The sequence below is a fragment of the Vibrio sp. D420a genome, assembly GCF_030248625.1.
Lineage (GTDB): Bacteria > Pseudomonadota > Gammaproteobacteria > Enterobacterales > Vibrionaceae > Vibrio > Vibrio fortis_A.
The window spans coordinates 329003-348736 of sequence record NZ_JAHGAN010000023.1; the positions used below are offsets into that span (position 1 = coordinate 329003).

At 44.9% G+C, this 19734-nt stretch carries 19 protein-coding genes, 1 riboswitch and 1 other annotated feature; of the genes, 7 read left to right on the forward strand and 12 right to left on the reverse strand.

Going from position 1 to position 19734, the window contains the following annotated elements; translation table 11 throughout:
• The first annotated feature begins 4 nt into the window (after positions 1–4).
• Together KI743_RS16455 and KI743_RS16460 are read left to right on the forward strand one after the other, a co-directional pair.
• Positions 5–1222: an EAL and HDOD domain-containing protein gene (locus KI743_RS16455; RefSeq protein WP_032552108.1), complete on the forward strand. Its 1218-nt coding sequence runs from the start codon at positions 5–7 to the stop codon at positions 1220–1222.
• 100 nt (positions 1223–1322) lie between these two features.
• Positions 1323–1832: a YchJ family protein gene (locus tag KI743_RS16460; protein WP_285467315.1), complete on the forward strand. Its 510-nt coding sequence runs from the start codon at positions 1323–1325 to the stop codon at positions 1830–1832.
• A 182-nt stretch (positions 1833–2014) separates the two neighbouring features.
• Here the strand turns inward: KI743_RS16460 and hisIE are convergent, their stop codons facing one another.
• The 9 genes from hisIE to KI743_RS16505 form a co-directional block, all read right to left on the reverse strand.
• Positions 2015–2650 carry a bifunctional phosphoribosyl-AMP cyclohydrolase/phosphoribosyl-ATP diphosphatase HisIE gene (gene hisIE, locus KI743_RS16465; protein WP_032552106.1) on the reverse strand — a complete coding sequence of 212 codons (636 nt, stop codon included), beginning with the start codon at positions 2648–2650 and terminating at the stop codon, positions 2015–2017.
• On the reverse strand, positions 2647–3420 hold the full coding sequence (hisF, locus tag KI743_RS16470) for an imidazole glycerol phosphate synthase subunit HisF (protein WP_032552105.1): 774 nt from the start codon (positions 3418–3420) through the stop codon (positions 2647–2649). Before hisF ends, hisIE begins: the two co-directional genes overlap by 4 nt.
• A complete protein-coding gene (gene hisA / locus KI743_RS16475; protein WP_285467316.1) occupies positions 3402–4139 on the reverse strand; it encodes a 1-(5-phosphoribosyl)-5-[(5-phosphoribosylamino)methylideneamino]imidazole-4-carboxamide isomerase in 738 nt (245 codons plus the stop codon). The genes hisF and hisA overlap by 19 nt, the downstream gene beginning before the upstream one ends.
• Positions 4140–4183: 44 nt before the next feature.
• On the reverse strand, positions 4184–4798 hold the full coding sequence (gene hisH, locus KI743_RS16480) for an imidazole glycerol phosphate synthase subunit HisH (protein ID WP_285467317.1): 615 nt from the start codon (positions 4796–4798) through the stop codon (positions 4184–4186).
• A gap of 9 nt (positions 4799–4807) precedes the next feature.
• Positions 4808–5896 carry a bifunctional histidinol-phosphatase/imidazoleglycerol-phosphate dehydratase HisB gene (hisB, locus tag KI743_RS16485; RefSeq protein ID WP_032552102.1) on the reverse strand — a complete coding sequence of 363 codons (1089 nt, stop codon included), beginning with the start codon at positions 5894–5896 and terminating at the stop codon, positions 4808–4810.
• 91 nt (positions 5897–5987) lie between these two features.
• Positions 5988–7028: a histidinol-phosphate transaminase gene (gene hisC / locus KI743_RS16490; protein ID WP_285467318.1), complete on the reverse strand. Its 1041-nt coding sequence runs from the start codon at positions 7026–7028 to the stop codon at positions 5988–5990.
• 22 nt (positions 7029–7050) lie between these two features.
• Entirely contained in the window at positions 7051–8355 is a 1305-nt protein-coding gene (hisD, locus tag KI743_RS16495; RefSeq protein WP_285467377.1) for a histidinol dehydrogenase, read from the reverse strand.
• The gene (gene hisG / locus KI743_RS16500) at positions 8355–9251 is read right to left on the reverse strand and encodes an ATP phosphoribosyltransferase (RefSeq protein ID WP_032552099.1); all 897 of its coding nucleotides are present in this window, start codon (positions 9249–9251) and stop codon (positions 8355–8357) included. The genes hisD and hisG overlap by 1 nt, the downstream gene beginning before the upstream one ends.
• Positions 9252–9304: 53 nt before the next feature.
• Positions 9305–9441, reverse strand: a sequence feature (His leader region).
• Between the two features lie 187 nt (positions 9442–9628).
• Entirely contained in the window at positions 9629–11221 is a 1593-nt protein-coding gene (locus KI743_RS16505) for a Na+/H+ antiporter NhaC family protein (protein WP_032552098.1), read from the reverse strand.
• 115 nt (positions 11222–11336) lie between these two features.
• A riboswitch (Lysine riboswitch) is annotated at positions 11337–11514 on the reverse strand.
• A 364-nt stretch (positions 11515–11878) separates the two neighbouring features.
• Between KI743_RS16505 and KI743_RS16510 the strand changes: the two genes are divergently transcribed.
• Entirely contained in the window at positions 11879–12289 is a 411-nt protein-coding gene (locus KI743_RS16510; protein ID WP_032552097.1) for an H-NS family nucleoid-associated regulatory protein, read from the forward strand.
• A 674-nt stretch (positions 12290–12963) separates the two neighbouring features.
• Here the strand turns inward: KI743_RS16510 and KI743_RS16515 are convergent.
• Together KI743_RS16515 and KI743_RS16520 are read right to left on the reverse strand one after the other, a co-directional pair.
• Positions 12964–14268 (reverse strand): inosine/guanosine kinase, encoded by a 1305-nt coding sequence (locus KI743_RS16515; RefSeq protein ID WP_032552096.1) that lies wholly within the window; start codon positions 14266–14268, stop codon positions 12964–12966.
• 102 nt (positions 14269–14370) lie between these two features.
• Complete coding sequence (locus KI743_RS16520; protein ID WP_032552095.1) at positions 14371–14640, reverse strand: hypothetical protein; 270 nt, start codon at positions 14638–14640, stop codon at positions 14371–14373.
• Positions 14641–14844: 204 nt separating this feature from the next.
• Between KI743_RS16520 and mnmA the strand changes: the two genes are divergently transcribed.
• From mnmA to purB, 3 genes are all read left to right on the forward strand, one after another.
• On the forward strand, positions 14845–15981 hold the full coding sequence (gene mnmA, locus KI743_RS16525; protein ID WP_285467319.1) for a tRNA 2-thiouridine(34) synthase MnmA: 1137 nt from the start codon (positions 14845–14847) through the stop codon (positions 15979–15981).
• Positions 15982–16004: 23 nt separating this feature from the next.
• Positions 16005–16622, forward strand: coding sequence for a high frequency lysogenization protein HflD (gene hflD / locus KI743_RS16530; protein WP_032552093.1), 618 nt, complete (start codon positions 16005–16007; stop codon positions 16620–16622).
• Positions 16623–16764: 142 nt separating this feature from the next.
• On the forward strand, positions 16765–18135 hold the full coding sequence (gene purB, locus KI743_RS16535) for an adenylosuccinate lyase (protein WP_150894097.1): 1371 nt from the start codon (positions 16765–16767) through the stop codon (positions 18133–18135).
• 245 nt (positions 18136–18380) lie between these two features.
• Here the strand turns inward: purB and htpX are convergent, their stop codons facing one another.
• Entirely contained in the window at positions 18381–19244 is an 864-nt protein-coding gene (gene htpX, locus KI743_RS16540; RefSeq protein ID WP_032552091.1) for a protease HtpX, read from the reverse strand.
• A gap of 276 nt (positions 19245–19520) precedes the next feature.
• On the opposite strand from htpX, the gene KI743_RS16545 reads away from it, so the two are divergent.
• A complete protein-coding gene (locus KI743_RS16545) occupies positions 19521–19688 on the forward strand; it encodes a hypothetical protein (RefSeq protein ID WP_285467321.1) in 168 nt (55 codons plus the stop codon).
• Positions 19689–19734 lie beyond the last annotated feature (46 nt).

A 19734-nucleotide genomic window follows, 5' to 3' on the forward strand; every position in this document is an offset into this window, starting at 1 on the left:
CTAAGTGAAATATTCATACGTAGCACGCCAGCCAATACTTGATATTGATAAAAAAACCTTAGGTTACGAGTTACTTTTTAGAGACGGTCCTAAGAATACGTTTCCAGAAGTCGAACCTGAGCTTGCTACCAGTCGCTTACTGTCAGACCATTTCTTGTCGACTCACTACAATACGTTAGGAGACAAGCTCGGTTTTGTTAATTTCCCATATGCCAGCTTAATTAACCTTGTACCAACGCTTTTCCCGAAAGAGAGCTTGGTTGTTGAGATACTTGAAGACTGTGAGCCGACTGATGAGCTGCTAGAGGCTATCAAGACCATCTACGACGCGGGCTACACCATCGCTCTGGATGACTTTGTACCAAGTAAAGCTTGGAAACGCTTCCTTCCTTACGTCTCGATCATCAAGTTTGATATCCGACTTGTGCCGATCGCCAAGGCTTCAATGTTCATGAGCACGATGCGAGATCTCGACATTAAATTCCTTGCTGAAAAAGTCGAAACACACGAAGAGTATGAGCAAGCAAAAGCGGCTGGCTTCAGTTACTTCCAAGGTTATTTTTTTAGCAAGCCTGAAATGATTCAAACGCGCGCGTTGAACCCTGCATTTTTGACCACGATTCAATTGTGCAAAGAGATCGCCAACGAGCCGATCGACTTCAATGAGGTCGAGCGACTGATCACCTTGGATGTGACCTTATCTTATAAGTTATTGACCTACGTAAACTCTGCTGGCGGTGCGACCACGACCATTCGCTCCTTCCGACAAGCGTTAGTGTATTTGGGTGAACAAAAACTGCGTAAGTTCGTCTCATTAGTCGCGATTGCATCAGCTAAAGAAGATAAGCCTGATTCCCTATACGGTCTAGCCGTAATTCGAGCTCGACAATGCGAGCTGCTGATCGAAAAAATGCGTGTTAAAGAGGAACCCGGACAAGCCTTCCTAACAGGCATGTTCTCGCTTCTAGACTCCCTACTTGATCAACCGCTACAAGAAGTACTGAACGCAGTCCCAATCGACGAAGAGATCAAGCAGGCCTTAGTAAACCGCAAAGGCGTGCTTGGCGCGGTACTCGCTATGGTTGTTGCCTATGAACAAGCTCGCTGGGATGAAGCAACACGTATCCGAAACCTATTGAAGCTAACCGAAGCTCAATTAGGTCAAACCTATGACGAAGCAACCAACTGGGCACAAGAGCTACTTTCGCCAGTAACGACATAAGTGTGTATCACCACCTTGAGTTTTGTTAGACTTACGACAATGTTCATTCAGACAAGATTAATGGCCTCATAATTGAGGCCATTTTTATAGGATAAGATAAATGTCTCAATGCCCTTGCGGTAGCAAACAGAGCTACGCTATGTGCTGTGAAGTTGCGCATAAAGACCATCATAACGTTACAACTCCAGAACAGCTAATGCGTTCGCGATACAGCGCTCATGTACTCGGCCTAGTGGATTATGTAGTGAATACCTATCACCCTAGCTGCAATGCTGAGGCGCAGCGTGAAGGTATTGCCGAATCCATTGACAGTGATTGGGCAGGACTTGAAGTGGTTAGTGCGCAACCTGGAACTAATATCGATGAAGGTTTCGTTGAGTTCAAAGCCTATTTCAATGAAGAAGGCGCGCAGTATTGCATGCAAGAACGCTCGCGCTTCGTACGAGAAAATGGCCTTTGGTTTTATATCGATGGTGAGTTTCCAGAACAGAGCCAACCTGAGCCGGCGCTCGACCCTCGTCTCAACCAAACCGTAGAAAGCTTTAAGATCGGTCGTAATGATCCGTGTATCTGTGGAAGTGGGAAGAAATACAAGAAGTGCTGTGGCTAACTCGTACGTATAGGAAGTCAGATTAGAAGAAGAGATTCCTGATGTCACTTAGGCTCCTCGGAATGACGAGGCCTAAAGGTGAGAGAGATACACAGGATAGAACGCTAAAAAAGCCCCGTAAACATAGTTGCTTACGGGGCTTTTTACTATCTTTTATTGGGTTGAATAAATCTAATAAGAGCTTACTTGTGGCGCTCTTTTAGCTTATTCACCACATCGTTCATTGATAGACCTTGGTCTTGCAATAGAACCATTAGGTGATAGATAAGGTCTGCTGATTCACAAACTAGCTCCGCCTTATCGCCCGACGTCGCCGCAAGCGCGACTTCAACGCCTTCTTCGCCCACTTTTTGCGAAATACGCTTGGTGCCACGGGCATATAGGCTGGCAGTGTAAGAAGAGTCAGGGTCCGCGTCCTTGCGGGCAGCCAGTAGCTGCTCAAGTTGATGAAGCCACACCATCTGTGTCTCTTCTTGCGGATCCACATCCCAGCAGGTGGTGTTCCCAAGGTGACAAGTTGGACCGATTGGGTTCACTTTTACCAGCAAGGTATCGTTGTCACAATCCAATGACATGTTCACCAGTTGCAGAACATTGCCTGACGTCTCGCCTTTAGTCCACAGACGCTCTTTAGTGCGTGAGAAGAAGGTAACTTGACCCGTTTCACCCGTTTTAGCCAGGGCGTCTTGGTTCATGTAGCCCATCATTAGTACTTGGCTTGACTGAAAATCTTGCACGATTGCAGGAACGAGACCGTCCACCTTATCCCAATTGATACGTTCAGCCAGCGTATTTACTTCTGTCGCTGCGAAACTCATAGACGCACCTCTACACCTTGTTGTTTTAGATATTGCTTCAGTTCACCAATATTGATGACTTGTTTATGGAATACAGAAGCTGCAAGAGCTCCATCCACGTTTGTTTTGTTGTACGCTTCTGCAAAGTGCTCCATAGCACCTGCGCCACCAGACGCAATCAGCGGTACCTTACACACTTCACGAACCATATTCAGCTGCTCTAGGTCGTAACCGTTGCGCACACCATCTTGGTTCATCATGTTTAGTACGATTTCACCTGCGCCACGCTTCTGCACTTCCTGAACCCAATCTTTGGTTTCCCATTGAGTCGCCTTAGTACGTGCTTCGTCGCCTGTGAATTGATAAACCTGGTACTTACCCGTCTCTTTATCGTAGTAAGAGTCGATGCCTACAACGATACATTGAACACCAAATTTATCCGCTAAATCAGTGATGAGTTGTGGGTTAGCCAGTGCAGGTGAGTTAATCGATACTTTGTCTGCGCCAAACTCAAGAATACGTGCTGCATCTTCAGCCGATTTAATACCACCAGCAACACAGAAAGGAATATCAATCACTTCTGCAACACGCTTTACCCAACTTTTATCAACTACACGTCCATCACTCGATGCGGTGATATCGTAAAAAACCAGTTCATCTGCGCCTTCTTCCGCATAACGTTGTGCTAGAGGGACAATGTCACCAATGATCTCGTGGTTACGGAACTGAACGCCTTTTACTACTTGTCCATCACGAACGTCTAAACAAGGGATTATTCGCTTTGCCAGCATGCAAACGCCTCCTCTGCGGTGAACTTGCCATCAAGAAGTGCGCGGCCAACAATGACGCCGGCTACACCACTTCCCTTAAGAGCTTCGATATCAGCTAGGCTGCCAATGCCACCTGATGATTGGAACTGAACCTGTGGGTACTGCTTACAAAGATCAACGTAAAGTTCTACGTTTGATCCTTCTAACGTACCGTCACGTGAGATGTCAGTACATAGAACGTGTTTTAGGCCGACCGTCAGGTAGTCTTCAATCAGTGCTTCAATTGTCACACCTGAGTCTTCTTGCCAACCTGAAATCGCTACTTTACGAGTGCCGTTTTCATCAATGTTGATATCCAATGCAAGTACGATTTTTTCGGCACCATACTTTTCCATCCAGCCTTTAACAAGTTCAGGCTGTTTTACTGCCGTTGAACCAACAACAACGCGTTGAGCACCAGCATCCAGTAGGTCGACAACATCTTGCTCATTGCGAACACCACCGCCAATCTGGATGTTGGCCGGTGTGCTAGCCAGCAACTTAGCAATCAGGTCAAGTTGGCGCGCTGTTGTGTCTTTAGCGCCGGTAAGATCAACAAGGTGGAGCCAGTTAGCACCCGCTTGGTGATACAGATTGAACTGTTCAGCTGGGTCAACTTTGTATTCTGTTACTTGGCCGTAGTCGCCTTGGAATAAGCGAACAACTTGGCCTTCAATTAAATCTAATGCGGGAATAATCATTTACATTCCTTTTATGGCAGTGTTAGCCACTGCCTAATCCTTTATTACAATTCCAAGAAATTCTGAATCAGTTTAGAACCTGCTTTAGAAGAACGCTCTGGGTGGAACTGAACACCGAAGTAGTTACCGCTTTGAACCGCTGCGGTAAATGGATTTCCATATTCACACTGTGCGATAGTGTAATCACCAACCGGCATTGCAAAACTGTGTACGAAGTAGAAGTACTCCCCCTCTTCGATGTCTTTAAACAGTGGGTGTTCCGGCGTTGATTTCACGGTATTCCAACCCATGTGAGGAAGCGGCAAATCACCAGTATCCATTAGGCGAACTTCACCGTCACATAGACCCAAACATTCGACTAGCTCATCGGCTTTTTGGCCTTTCTCTTGCGAAAGTTTACCTAGCAACTGCATACCCAAACAGATACCAAGCAGTGGTTTCTCAACCTGTTTAACCAGTGAAATTAGATCACGCTCAGCAAGGTTTTTCATCGCTTCACTTGCGGTACCCACGCCCGGTAAAAACAGTTTATCTGCCGCCAGAACGACAGCAGGATCTTTCGAGATCTCAACGGCATAACCAAGGCGTTCAATGGCAAACTTTACCGACGAAACATTGGCACAGCCCGTATCGATGATGACGACTTTCTGCTCTTTCATGCTCATTCCTTACAGTACGCCTTTGCTACTTGGTAACTCGTTGCCTTCAACTTTAATAGCTTGGCGTAGAGTACGACCGAATGCTTTAAACAAACTCTCGATGATGTGGTGATCGTTATCACCTGCTGAAGATAGGTGCAGCGTACACGCTAACGTATCGGTTAGTGAGCGGAAAAAGTGAACCACCATCTCAGTAGAAAGATCGCCTACTTGCTCACGGCTGAACTTCGCATCGAACTTTAGGTACGGACGACCAGATAGGTCTAATGCACACTGTGCCAGACACTCATCCATTGGCAAGCTAAAGCCAAATCGACCAATGCCACGCTTGTCACCCAGCGCATCTTTTAGTGCTTGGCCAAGAGCCAGTGCTGTGTCTTCTACCGTGTGGTGATCATCAATGTGCAGGTCGCCTTTTACCGACAGATTCATTTGGAAGCCGCCGTGTGTCGCAATTTGATCCAGCATGTGGTCGAAGAAACCCATCCCTGTATCAATCTTATTACCGCCTGTTTCATCAAGATTTACAGCAACCTTGATGTCAGTCTCTTTGGTAGTACGAACCACTTCTGCAACGCGGGCTTTTACAGTTAAATCTTTTAGGATTTGCGGCCAGTTCATCATGCCTTCTGCATTTGGATCTGGGTTGTACTGAATGCCACGAATAGCCATGTTCTCGGCCAACTGCAGGTCAGTAACACGGTCGCCAATCACAACAGAATTCTGGAAATCGACTTTACCCGCTTGCAGGTACTCTTTCACCAAACCCAGTTTTGGTTTGCGGCAAGAGCAGTTGTCTTCGTCAAAGTGAGGACAAATCAGTACATCGTCAAACTTCACACCTTGAGATTCGAAAAACTCCATCATCATGTTGTGTGGCGCATCGAAGTCTTCTTGAGGGTAGCTATCCGTGCCAAGCCCATCTTGGTTAGTAACCATCACTAGACGATAACCAGCATCTTGCAGCGCAAGCAAACTAGGAATCACTAACGGCTCAAACTTAAGCTTGTCTAGGCGGTCAACTTGAAAATCGACAGGCGGCTCAACGATCAGAGTACCGTCACGGTCAATAAATAGAATTTTCTGTTGTTTACTCACTGGAACTTCCTTTTAATTTTAAATCTTGTGGCTCAGACAATAGCATCTAAGCCAAATCAATCTGTTTACTTCGCGTAATCAATCGCTGTTTCTATTGGTAAAAGTTTCGAATAAAACCAAGTGTCTTTTCGCACTCTTCTCGATTACCAACACTGATACGAACACAATCTTCGATCGGCGAATTGCGTAAAATGATGCCGTTGTCCCACGCAGCTTTAAACAGTGCATCACCATCAGGGAATTTAACGAGCAAGTAGTTACCCCAACCATCGAACACCGTCAGTTGTGGCATCCCCATTAAACCTGCCTGTAGATAAGCACGGTTTGCGTTAAGGTCAAGCACTTGGAACTTCGCACGAGCTAGCCCTTCTTGAGACAGCGCTTGAGTGGCGATCTCCGCTACTGGAACTGGTACTGGGTAAGGTGCGATAACTTTAAGAAGCACATCAATCAACTCTTTGTTCGCCAACGTGAAGCCGCAGCGCAAACCAGCCAAAGCAAACGCCTTAGAAAGCGTTCTTAAGATCGCAAGGTTTGGGTACTGATCCAAAAGATCCACCGTCGAGGCCTCTGGGCAGAAGTCGATGTACGCTTCATCCATCACTACAATCGCTTTGTCTTGCGTCATTTCCAACAACTTAATGATGTCTTTGCGCTCAACCAGGTTACCCGTCGGATTGTTTGGGCTACATACAAATACAACTTTAACGTTATCAAGCTGCGCTTCGATCGCAGGGAGATCGAGTTGCCAATCGGCGGTTAATGGAACAACCTTTCGCTCAACACCGATCGTTTCCGCGCTAATCGCGTACATTCCATAGGTCGGTGGACAATACAGGATTGCATCTTCACCCGGCTCACAGAAAGCGCGAATCAATAGCTCAATACCTTCGTCCGCACCACGAGTTGTGATGGTCTGTTCAGCTTTAACACCCGCGTATTGAGCGTACGCCTCAATCATCTCTTTTGGCTGACACTCACTATAACGATTTAGACGCGCAAGATTCAGCGTGTATTCGTTATCAAATGGAGATTCATTGGCATTAAGCCATACGTCACCAGAGCCACCGATTCGTCTTGCCGACAAATAAGGAGTTAAGGCTTGAACTTGTTTTCTTGCTAGCTTTTCCATGAACAACTTACTCTCTTTAATTCTATACTTCGGCGCGATTGAGTTTTTCAACTCGGATGGTTACAGCACGTTTGTGTGCATCAAGACCTTCGGCTTCTGCCATGGTAACAACCGTTGGCGCGAGACCTTTCAAGCCATCTGCTGATAGCTCTTGAACTGTCATTCTCTTAGAGAAATCCGCCAAACCTAAGCTAGAGTAGGTTTTGGTATAACCATAAGTTGGAAGAACGTGGTTGGTACCCGATGCGTAATCACCTGCTGACTCGGGTGACCAGTCACCTAAGAAGATTGAACCTGCATTATCAAGTAGAGGTAGAAGTTCGCGTGCGCTCTTAGTTTGTACGATCAAGTGCTCAGGGCCATAGAAGTTAGAGATAGCGACCGCTTGCGTAATCGATTCTGCAATGATGATTAAGCTCGACGCCAACGCTTGTTGCGCGATATCTGCACGAGACAATTCTTTGAGTTGCTTCTGAACCGCTTCCGTTACTTGGTCTGCAATCACTGGTGATGGCGTTACTAATACCACTTGAGAGTCAGGGCCGTGTTCAGCTTGGCTCAACAAGTCCGCAGCAATGAAGTCGGCATCTGCTGTTTCGTCTGCGATAACAAGTACTTCAGAAGGACCCGCAGGCATATCAATCGCCGCGCCACGGAAATCGTTGCTCACTTGACGCTTTGCCTCGGTAACGTAAGCGTTTCCAGGGCCAAAGATCTTATCTACCTTTGATACCGTCTCAGTGCCGTAAGCCATAGCAGCAACAGCCTGACCGCCACCTACATTGTATACTTCATCAATTTTACAAAGCTTAGCGACGTATAGAATCTCGTCTGCAATCGGTGGTGGTGAACAAAGCACCACTTTACGACAACCGGCAATCTGAGCCGGAACACCAAGCATTAGAACCGTTGAAGGAAGCGGAGCACTACCACCCGGAATGTAAAGACCAACCGTATTGATAGCGCGAGTCACCTGCTCACATACGACGCCAGGTTGAGTCTCGACCTTAATAGGTTGCGGTTTTTGCGCTTCGTGAAACTTAGCAATGTTACTGTAAGCTTGCTCTAGTGCTTGCTTCATTTCTGCTGTTAGACGAGCACTTGCTTCTTCAATCTCATCCGCCGAAACGCGGATAGACTTTGGCGTTACTCGGTCAAACTTTTCGGTCAGTTCAGTCAGTGCAGCGTCGCCCTCACTTCGCACTTTGACGATAACCTCAGAAACAGCCGCGGTGATGTTTGCGCCCTCACTAATCGCGGGACGCTCTAGTACAGAATCTTGCTGAGATTCACTTAAAGATTGCCAAACAACGGTTCTCATGCGGATTACCCCATCATTTTTTCGATTGGTAATACTAGGATTGAACTCGCACCTAGCTCTTTCAGTTGTTCCATCGTTTCCCAGAACAAGTTCTCTGTACTTACTAGGTGAACTGCAACTTTGTCTTTGTCCGTTGAAAGAGGAAGAACCGTTGGATCTTCAGCACCTGGTAGCAACGCTTTGATCTGTTCAAGCTGAGCAGTTGGAGCGTGTAACATGATGTACTTAGACTCTTTCGCCTGTTGTACGCCTTGCATACGCGTCAGTAGCTTTTCAATCAGTGCTGTCTTATCTGCGTCAAATTCGCCAGTACGTTGAATCAGTGTCGCTTTAGATTGGAAGATGATTTCAGCTTCTTTTAGACCATTTGCTTCCAGTGTTGCGCCTGTAGAAACTAAATCAGCAATCGCATCTGCAAGTCCAGCACGAGGAGCCACTTCTACAGAGCCAGTTAACATACAAGTGCTGAAATCAACACCTTGCTCGTCCATGTAAGCTTTTAGAAGTTGAGGGTAAGTGGTTGCGATACGCTTGCCCGCTAGGTCTTGCGGTCCGTTGTACTCTTCGTCTTTATTGATTGCGATAGATAAACGGCAACCACCGAAATCTAGACGACGTAGTGTTTGGAACTCTGCAGGCTCTTTAAGAGCAAGGCGATCTAGGCGAACTTCTTCCAGTTCATTTTCACCAATGAAACCAAGGTCAACGACACCGTCCATGATCAAACCTGGGATGTCATCATCACGAACCAGTAATAGGTCGATTGGCATATTTAGTGAATGTACAACTAGGCGCTCACCCATGATGTTGAATTTAACACCACATTTTTTTAGTAGGTCTTGGCACTCTTTACTTAGGCGACCTTTCTTTTGAATTGCGATTCTTAGGCGTTGTGTCTGCATTGCTGTATCCCTGTGCAAATATTTGAATTTATTAATTAATTTAAAGCGCTAAAACTAAAAAACCCTCGGAAGACTCTGTCATCCCGAGGGTTTAAATCTAAATTCTTTTGACTTAACCTCCGGGAGTAATCTTGCTCCCGGGTACGCGTATATCTCCCCGAAAGACTAGATAGGGTGATGATGGTGATGAATGTTCATTACTAATTTACGCATACTTATCAGCTCTTATGTTGTTTGCTGTCTTATCTCCACACTAACTAAGGTGGTGGTCTTTTTCAACCATTTATTCGAACTTTTTTCACGATTTTTAAAATTAATTTAACGCCAATAAAAAAGGGAAGCCGTAGCCTCCCTCTTTAGTGTGGTTATTTCACTGATTAGCTCTTGCAAGTTGCCATTTTGCAACGCGAGAAGTAACCCAGTGCGAAACACACACCAACGAATGTTAGCGCTGCTGCTGAGAACGAAAGCGCTACAGAAGCTGTCATACCCAGAACGATGAAGCCTACACATGATACTAGAGCCACAGACAGCGCGTAAGGAAGCTGCGTAGCTACGTGGTCGATGTGGTTACAACGTGCACCGGTTGAAGACAGAATGGTTGTATCTGAGATTGGAGAACAGTGGTCACCAAATACAGAGCCTGCTAGTACCGCACTCAACATTGGCAGCATAAGTGCAAGGTCTGTCGCGCCAGCCATGTCACCAGCGATTGGTAGCATGATGCCGAAGGTACCCCATGATGTACCAGTAGAGAATGCCATCAGACCAGCAAGTAGGAATAGAATCACTGGTAGCCAGTGGTAATCAATGTTGCCCGTTGCTAGCGAAGATAGGTAGGTACCTGTTTTCATGTCGCCAATAACTGAACCGATTGTCCATGCGAATACAAGGATCAGGATTGCGCCAAACATTGAGCGAGCACCGATCCACATAGTACGAACGATTTCCGCCATAGGCAGTTTTTGCTTAAACACGGTTGCTAGAGCAACAAGTAGACCTAAGATACCACCGTAAACAAGAGACTTACCTACATCTGTGTTTTCAAACGCACCCAGTAAGTTGAACGCTTGGCCGTCAGCAGCCAGTGCCGCGCCGCCGGTGTATAGCATCGCTGCTACTGTCGCCACGATAAGCGATACGATAGGCATAATTAGATCAGACACTGAACCATTTTGGCTCTCTTCAATGTCTAGCTCTTCATTTAGGTCGTGAGCTTGTTGGCTGTCATTGTCGCCTTCAAAACCACGACCTTGAGATGCTTCAATTTCGTGGTCACGCATTTTGCCTACATCAAGACCAAACCACGCCACTGCAAATACCATTAGTAGTGCAAACACTGCGTAGAAGTTCATTGGGATAAGACGGATGTATGCGCCTAGTGCCGAGTACTCTGTCATACCATGAGTCACAAGAATGCCACCGATGATAGTCATGATGTACGCACCCCAGCTTGATGCTGGCATGATCACACACATTGGAGCAGCAGTTGAATCTAGGATATAAGCAAGCTTAGCGCGAGATACATAGAAACGGTCTGTTACAGGACGAGAGATCGCACCAACGGCTAGGCTGTTGAAGTAATCATCAACAAAGATGAATACACCCAAGAATGCAGCTAATAGTTTAGAACCACGTTTGCTCTTAACACGAGACTGTGCCCATTCAGCAAACGCACGAGTACCGCCAGATAGCGTTAGCAACGCCGTCATCATACCCAAAAGAAGAAGGAACCCGACAATACTCATGTTCCAAGTGTTAATACCGCCGTCTTCAATGAAAACACCCGATACCTTAGTAGCAACATAGCTCGCGGCATTACCAACTGAATAATCAGCCAGTAGAATAGCGCCCATTACAATACCGACACCAAGAGAAACTAAAACACGACGAGTCACAATAGCAAGGCTCAATGCCACCAGTGGCGGGAGCAATGATAAAGGCGATGTTGCAAAATCTATTAAATTCATGATCTTCAAAAACCAGTTTATTTTTATTTGGCTAGAGATCTACTGCAGACAAACTCGGTACAGACGACCAAGTTCATGTTGAACTAAGCGAAAGGGAAGTGAACACTTCACCCAACCCTACAGTAGCGCTCCATAGTTTAAAATTAAGACTATGGCAGTGTTGTACCTATTTAGCACAACCCCAGCAAATTGCTTAGATATACAATTTACTTCGGCAATTACACCTTTTGCTCCCATTCATTGGCATCACCCCAATGAGAGTTACTCTTTGCAATTGCACCTCTACGTGCGATAACACTTTTAACTATTGTTAGTTTGTTTTAACAACAATTTAACCAGCGTACCGCATCAGGTAGCCGCAATTGTACTCAACAAAAGCAACAATGCAACATATCATTCCGAGAAAACTAACTTTTTTGTTAGTAAAGTAATCAAGGTGCTCACAACATCGCCACACCTACTCCATCAGTCACATATCACATTTATAGAGTAGTATTAGAATTATTATATCTTAAACTTGGGACTCCATCGGTTTTTCTGAAAGTTCCCCTCTTTTTCAATATTTAACTAAGTTCTAATAAAAAATACTGTTTGTTTTCTTTAATACCTCTGTTTATTATTAGGAGGATTAATTAATTTATCTTGATGGGAAATATCATGTCTGAATTAACAAAAACTCTATTAAATATCCGTAGCCTTCGTGCATTCTCACGTGAATTAACTCTTGAGCAACTAGAAGAAGCACTAGATAAACTGACTATTGTTGTACAAGAGCGTCAAGAAGCTGAAGCTGAAGAACGTGCTGCTCGTGCAGAACAAGAAGCAAAACTAGCTGCAATCGCAGATCAAATTGCTAAAGACGGCATCGATGTTGCTGATCTAATTGCTGCTCTTTCTGGTGAGTCAAAAGCAAAAGGCACTAAGTCTAAGCGTGCACCACGTCCTGCTAAATACAAATACGTTGATGCAAACGGCGAAGAGAAAACTTGGACTGGTCAAGGTCGTACACCTTCAGCAATCCAACAACAGCTTGACGCTGGTAAATCTCTAGAAGATTTCGCTATCTAATAGTTAGCAATCAAATTCATATAATAAAGGCCTATTTCGATAGGCCTTTATTTTTATCTGAGCAAAACTATTTGTGTCTTACCAATCTTGAACTAAGCAGTTACACTTCGGCCTTTCCTTCACGTTCCCCTTCCTTAATAGATAACATCCACCTATTGTAGTTATCAGGTACTTCAGTCAAATCAACGCCCTTAACGCTTTACGATATTGTAATGCCACGCCGTTCAATAGAAAGATAACCACGACATTTTGTGGTAGTGCTAAGCGGAAAATCCGCAGACTCACGATAACCCGACTAATTATCTCAAACTCTAAAACTTGTCGATCGTTATACTAAAGTATATATACCTGTGAAGGCTGTTCCATTTGGGAACATATTGAATAATAAGCGCGTCAATAACCCACGCTATTGCGTAATTGTCTCATTATTATTATGTATATACACGCACATGATAATCATCGAGACATTATACATGCCATATAATGAGACACTCTTATCAAGCGCCTTTTGGCAAGGTGTTACGTAAATAAATTACGATGAAACTCCCTTACTATTACTTACTTGACTACCGACTATTCGAAATCTGAATGTGCGAATCTAGTATTAATAGAAATAAAAAAACCTCAAACTAGGTTTGAGGTTTTTAGACAATCAGCTTTTCAATAGTGAGAGATTAACGTTCCCAGTATGCTTCTTCTAAGCTGTCTTCGCGTTCCGGAAGACCGCGAGATAAACGTGGAGAGTGCTGAACTAATACTTCGTAACTTGCACGGTTTGAATATTTACATACTTGTGAGAACGAAGAGTAAGTTAAAAATGAGTGCTGATGCTTGCTTGAATTCGGCACATTCTCTTTATGGTACTTATTTGCAGCCATATCATGTAGCAACGCAGATAACGCGGCATCACCCGCACCGTTGGTGTTCTTAATTTTCTCAGGGCCGCCCATGTAAGGTGCAATATGCGAGTAAACTTTGATAGGAGATTCACACAACGCTTTATGCGCTGGGCGGCTAAATTCAAAACGGTTGAACTCGGCAATAGAACCCGGTAGCAACGGCAGTGTTGTTTCGCGCTTCGCAGCCTCTTCAGTGTAACCCGCCATAAATAGACCTACTGGACCTGCTGTACATAGAACCAAATCTACCCAATCCAGAGTCTTATCTGATGCAGCTAGAGGATCGCTTTCACCAGTTAGTGCTTCTGCTTCATCTTCATTCATCGCGACCACAGTCACGTGCTGCTTTAAGAAGTCTTTCCAGAATTCAGGATCGTCTTGAATAACAAACTTAGTACCTAGAGTCAGTACCACTGGTACATCGTATTTCTTTGCGTACTCAATCGCTTTCATTGTCGCTTCAGGCATCGGATCGCCCGGCTTACAACGAACAAGGTATGCAGTTAGAACTAAAGCAGATGCACTCTTGAAGATTTTCTCTGGAATGCTGTCTGGATTTAGCTGGTTCATTTGACCTTCGCTGATTGCAAAGGTGCGTTCACCATCTTCAGTGATCAAAGCAAAGCAACGACCGATTGCGCCATCTACCCCTTGTAAATGATTCAGATCCATTCTGCTTGATGTGTTACATAGGTAACGGTAACCGTAGCTGCCGATTTTGATATCTTGGCTCATTACACCTAATAATGTTGAGCGATCATCCGCTAACACTGAGTAGTTGTGTAGCGTGTTACCAATGGTGCCACCAGCGTATTCATTAGTAATCAGACACTGCTCTTTTAACTCTTGGTATAAAGACTCTGCTGCTTCGTCATTGATAACTAGAGAATGACCTTTACTTAAACCGTACTTTTCAATTAATTCTGAACTCACTTTCGCTTCAATATCCACCAAAGTTTGGTCAATACCAATAATATGAGTGCGAGACATCTTCTTGCTGTTCTGAGATTGGCTCACTAATGGGTCACGAGCATGAACCGGAAAATAGTGCTTTGATTTACGTTGTCCAGGAAATTTCATAAGGCTAGTCTAAGTCAAGGGGAAATAGGGGGCGGATTCTACCGCGCTATATTTAGCGCGGCAATCACTCAAACTATAGCAAACGTTTGCATGGGTATTTTTTTATTCGCCTTCCATAAAGCTTAGATCTGGCAGCATATCCAGATGTTCTGCGTAACGCTTCTGGTTGAATTCAGCGTTGTTCTTCATGACATCAAATACTTCGATAGCAAGTGCACATGCCATCGCTGCAATCGCATCTTCACGAGAGTGCCCGGTCATCATCAAACGCATTAAAGTCTCTTTGACCTTAATCGGTTGCCCGTCTTCTAGCTGATTCTCAATAATCTCAATCAACTGCTCTTCTTGCATAAATTCATCTTGTTCAGACATTTTTTCATCTCAGGTCTTGGATTTTCAGCGACTATGCCACATATAGGTCTGACATCCTAGCGACTCGCTTCGCTTTCATCAGATTCCTAATGAAATACAGCGCACTTCTTGTGCAAAAGAAACTGTGATTCCGGTCTCGGATCTGTCACGTTGTTTCTCTTTCTGTTAGAATCTGCGACCAAGTAATAGTAACGGTGTTTAGACATGTCAGATATCAGCTCTGGAAACAGCCAAAAGAAAGTAATTGTCGGTATGTCCGGCGGTGTAGATTCGTCAGTTTCGGCGTATCTTCTCCAGCAACAAGGCTATCAGGTAGAAGGCCTTTTCATGAAAAACTGGGAAGAAGACGATAACGAAGAGTACTGTACGGCAGCTGAAGATCTTGCGGATGCACAAGCGGTTTGTGACAAGCTAGGTATCCACCTTCACACCATTAACTTTGCAGCAGAGTACTGGGACAACGTATTCGAATACTTCCTTGCAGAATACAAAGCAGGTCGTACGCCAAACCCAGACATTCTTTGTAACAAAGAAATCAAATTCAAAGCCTTCCTTGAATTTGCGGATGAAGTACTAGACGCAGACTACATTGCAATGGGTCACTATGTTCGTCGTACTTTCCCAACTCAAGAAGAGCTAGATGCAGGTAAAAAGCCAGAAATGCTTCGTGGTCTAGATAGCAATAAAGACCAAAGCTACTTCCTATACACGCTGAGCTCAGACCAAGTTGCGCGCAGCCTATTCCCAGTAGGTGAGTTAGAGAAGCCAGAAGTACGTAAGATCGCTGAAGAGCAAGATCTGATCACTGCAAAGAAGAAAGATTCAACAGGTATCTGTTTCATCGGTGAACGTAAATTTACAGAATTCTTAGGCAAGTACCTACCAGCACAACCAGGTGATATTGAAACACCAGAAGGCAAAGTGATTGGTAAGCACAACGGTCTGATGTACCACACACTAGGTCAACGTAAAGGCCTGCATATCGGTGGCACTAAAGGCGGCGGTGGCAACGAAGCACCATGGTTCGTTGGCGAAAAAGATCTTAAGCGTAACGTATTGATTGCGGTACAAGGTAAAGACCACCCTCTTCTAAAATCTGAGGGTTTAGTTGCGTCGCAACTGCACTGGGTAGACCGCGCACCAATTACTGATGTTTTGAAGTGCACAGTAAAAACTCGTTACCGCCAAACAGATATTCCTTGTACAATCATTCCAATTGACGATGAGAACATCAAGGTTATCTTTGACGAGCCTCAAATTGCAGTGACTCCAGGTCAGTCAGCAGTATTCTACCAAGGCGAAGTTTGTCTTGGTGGCGGCATCATCGAAAAACGCATCTAATAAAAAGAACTAGGAGTTACTACGTGGCCAACACACTTTATGACCGTACAATCGCTTTCGCTGGAATCTGCCAAGCAGTCGCTTTGGTTCAACAGGTAGCAAAAGACGGCTATTGTGATAAAGATGCCTTTGAAGCTTCACTCAGTGCGATTTTAAATACCAACCCAGCGAATACTGTTGGCGTATTTGGTCGCGAATCCAACTTAAAGCTTGGTTTAGAGTGCCTAGTAAAAGGTATCGATAGTACTCCTGCAGGCAGCGACATCACGCGTTACATCATTAGTTTGATGGCACTTGAGCGTAAGCTGTCAGGTCGCAATGATGCAATGTCTCAGCTAGGCGACCGCATCCAAACCGCAGAGCGCCAAGCTGAGCACTTTGATCTTTTTGATGAGCAGATGGTAAGCAACCTAGCGAGTATCTATCTTGACGTGGTAAGCCCGATTGGCCCACGTATTCAGGTCTCAGGTACACCTTCAGTTCTTCAACAGACATCAAATCAACACAAAGTACGTGCCCTGCTTCTTTCTGGGATCCGCAGTGCCGTTCTTTGGCGTCAAGTAGGAGGCAAACGTCGCCACCTAATCTTCGGACGCAAGAAGATGGTTGAGCAAGCTCAAATCCTCTTAGCAAGAATGTAATACACCAGCTCGCGCACTGTCGCGAGCTTATTCTTTGTACCAAAACAATCCTCACGCAAACGTTTGCGCAATATGCGTGACAAACTGCAAAGTTACTGGTATAAAGCTCACAAAATTTAGAAACTCAATTCAGGAGAACACCATGGAACTGTCAGCATTGACTGCTGTTTCACCAGTAGACGGCCGTTACGGAAGCAAGACAACTGCACTTCGCAGCATCTTTAGTGAGTTTGGTCTACTAAAGTACCGCTCTATCGTTGAAATTCGTTGGCTACAAAAGCTTGCGGCAACAGACGCAATCGCAGAAGTACCGGCATTCAGTGCAGAAGCAAACAAGTTTCTAGATGAACTGGCAGCAAACTTCTCTGAAGAAGATGCAGCACGCATCAAAGAGATCGAGCGTACGACTAACCACGACGTTAAAGCGGTTGAGTACTTCCTAAAAGAGAAAGTAGCTGGTGTTCCTGAGCTTCACGCTGTAAACGAGTTCATCCACTTCGCATGTACTTCAGAAGACATCAACAACACCTCTCACGCTCTAATGCTAAAAGAAGCTCGTGACGAAGTGATTCTTCCTGAAATCCAAAACATCATCGATGCTATCAAAGCACTTGCTGTTGAGTACCGCGACATCCCTCTTCTATCTCGTACACACGGTCAGCCTGCTTCTCCATCAACAATGGGTAAAGAGATGGCAAACGTGGCGTACCGTATGGAGCGTCAATACAAGCAAATCGCGAACGTTGAAATCCTTGGTAAGATCAACGGTGCTGTAGGTAACTACAACGCGCACCTTTCTGCTTACCCAGAAGTTGATTGGCACCAGTTCTCTGAAGAGTTCATCACTGAGTCTCTAGGCGTAACTTGGAACCCGTACACAACTCAAATCGAACCACACGATTACATCGCTGAACTATTCGATGCAGTTGCACGTTTCAACACAATCCTAATCGACTTCGACCGTGACGTTTGGGGCTACATCGCTCTAGGTCACTTCAAGCAGAAGACTATTGCTGGTGAGATCGGTTCTTCAACTATGCCTCACAAAGTTAACCCAATCGACTTTGAGAACTCTGAAGGTAACCTAGGTCTAGCTAATGCTGTATTCGGCCACCTAGCACAAAAACTGCCTATCTCTCGCTGGCAGCGTGACCTAACTGACTCTACGGTTCTTCGTAACCTAGGTGTTGGTGTTGGCTACGCGATCATCGCATACACTTCTACTCTGAAAGGTATCAGCAAGCTAGAAGTTAACCGTGAAGCACTGCTTGCAGAGCTAGACCAAAACTGGGAAGTTCTTGCAGAACCAGTACAAACAGTAATGCGTCGCTACGGTATCGAAAAACCATACGAGAAGCTAAAAGAGCTAACTCGCGGTAAGCGTGTAGATGGCGAAGCAATGCGTAACTTCATCGACGGTCTTGAGCTTCCAGAGCACGAGAAAGCACGTCTGAAAGAAATGACGCCAGCTAACTACATCGGTCAAGCAATCGAGCTGACTGACAAGCTGTAATTCAAGATTCGAATACAATGATATGAGAAGGCTTCCCTTGTGGAAGCCTTTTTTGTATCTGTTAGCAGTTGCTAACGACGTGAGTGGCAAACCTAAACTGAATTAATCTATTAATACAGACGTAAGCCTAAACAACCACCAACCGGGCGCGTTAAAGCAGTGCATTCACCAATAAATAAACTCCTTATTTCAGTAATAAAAAAGGCCTCCCGAAGGAAGCCTTTCAATCACAAATCTCTTTAAGATTACATGTTACGTAGAGATGCAATACGCTTGTCTAGTGGTGGGTGGCTCATTAGCAGCTCACTCAGAGACTTCTTGCCATTGATACCAAATGCCATCATCGAACCTTCAAGCTGTGGCTCGTGACTTACCTTTAGACGCTCTAGAGCAGCAATCATCTTCTCTTTACCCACTAGGCGCGCTGCACCTGCATCGGCGTGGAACTCACGGTGACGGCTGTACCACATTGTGATGAAGCTCGCTAGGAAGCCAAAGATTAGCTCAAGAACCATAGATACGCCGAAGTACACCATCATGTTGCTGCCACCCTCTTCTTCGTTGTCATTAGAAGCAACGATGTTCGCGATGAAGCGAGACAGGAAGATAACGAACGTGTTCACAACACCTTGCATTAAAGTCATTGTCACCATATCACCGTTTGCGATGTGGCTAACTTCGTGAGCAAGTACCGCTTCAGCTTCGTCACGAGTCATGCTGTGCAGTAGACCTGTTGATACCGCAACCAGTGAATCATCGCGTTTAGCGCCTGTAGCAAATGCGTTGATGTCTGGTGAATCATAGATAGCGACGGTTGGCATGCCGATACCTACTTGTTGAGCTTGGCGGCTTACTGTTTCCATCAGCCAATGTTCTGTTTCATTGCGAGGGCTCTCAATCACCATACCGCCAACAGAACGTAGAGCCATTCCTTTTGACATCATCAAAGAAATAAAAGAACCACCGAAACCGAATACGGCAGCCATCACGAGCAATCCTGAAAGGCTGCCAGGCTGCATCCCCGTTACAGCGTATACAATATTAAGAACAACACTTAGTACCAATACAACCGCTAAGTTGGTTGCAAGGAACAACATTACTCGCTTCATTACTTATCTCCGCATGAAAGCTGTTTTATAAAAACTTATCATTATAGACAAAGCCAACAGGATGAATGTCGCGCTTTGAACACTTCTATTTACTTATACATATAGTCTAAGAATTAGAAAACAAGGTTAAGCATTAAATTGCAACATTTAATTACTAGACCGTATTCGATTTAGACTTGGGTATTAGACCTAAGTCGTATAGAGAACATCGACTGATCCGTTTACAGTGTGCCTAGATGATTTATTGGCTAGTCCGAGTAACAAAAGGAAAGGATCATGGTTGAAGGTACTAACACTCAAATGGCTATTGATTTACTGTGTTGTCACTTAGGTATCACTGAAGAAGAAGCAAAGAAACAGATTGGTATCGTGACGCCAGAGGCTGCGCAAAATAATGTTACAGAGACACAACAAGCGTTGATGGGTCTAACTAAAGACCACTAATACCGCTTAGCGATCTTCTGGCTTAAGAGATCGACAGATAAACGAA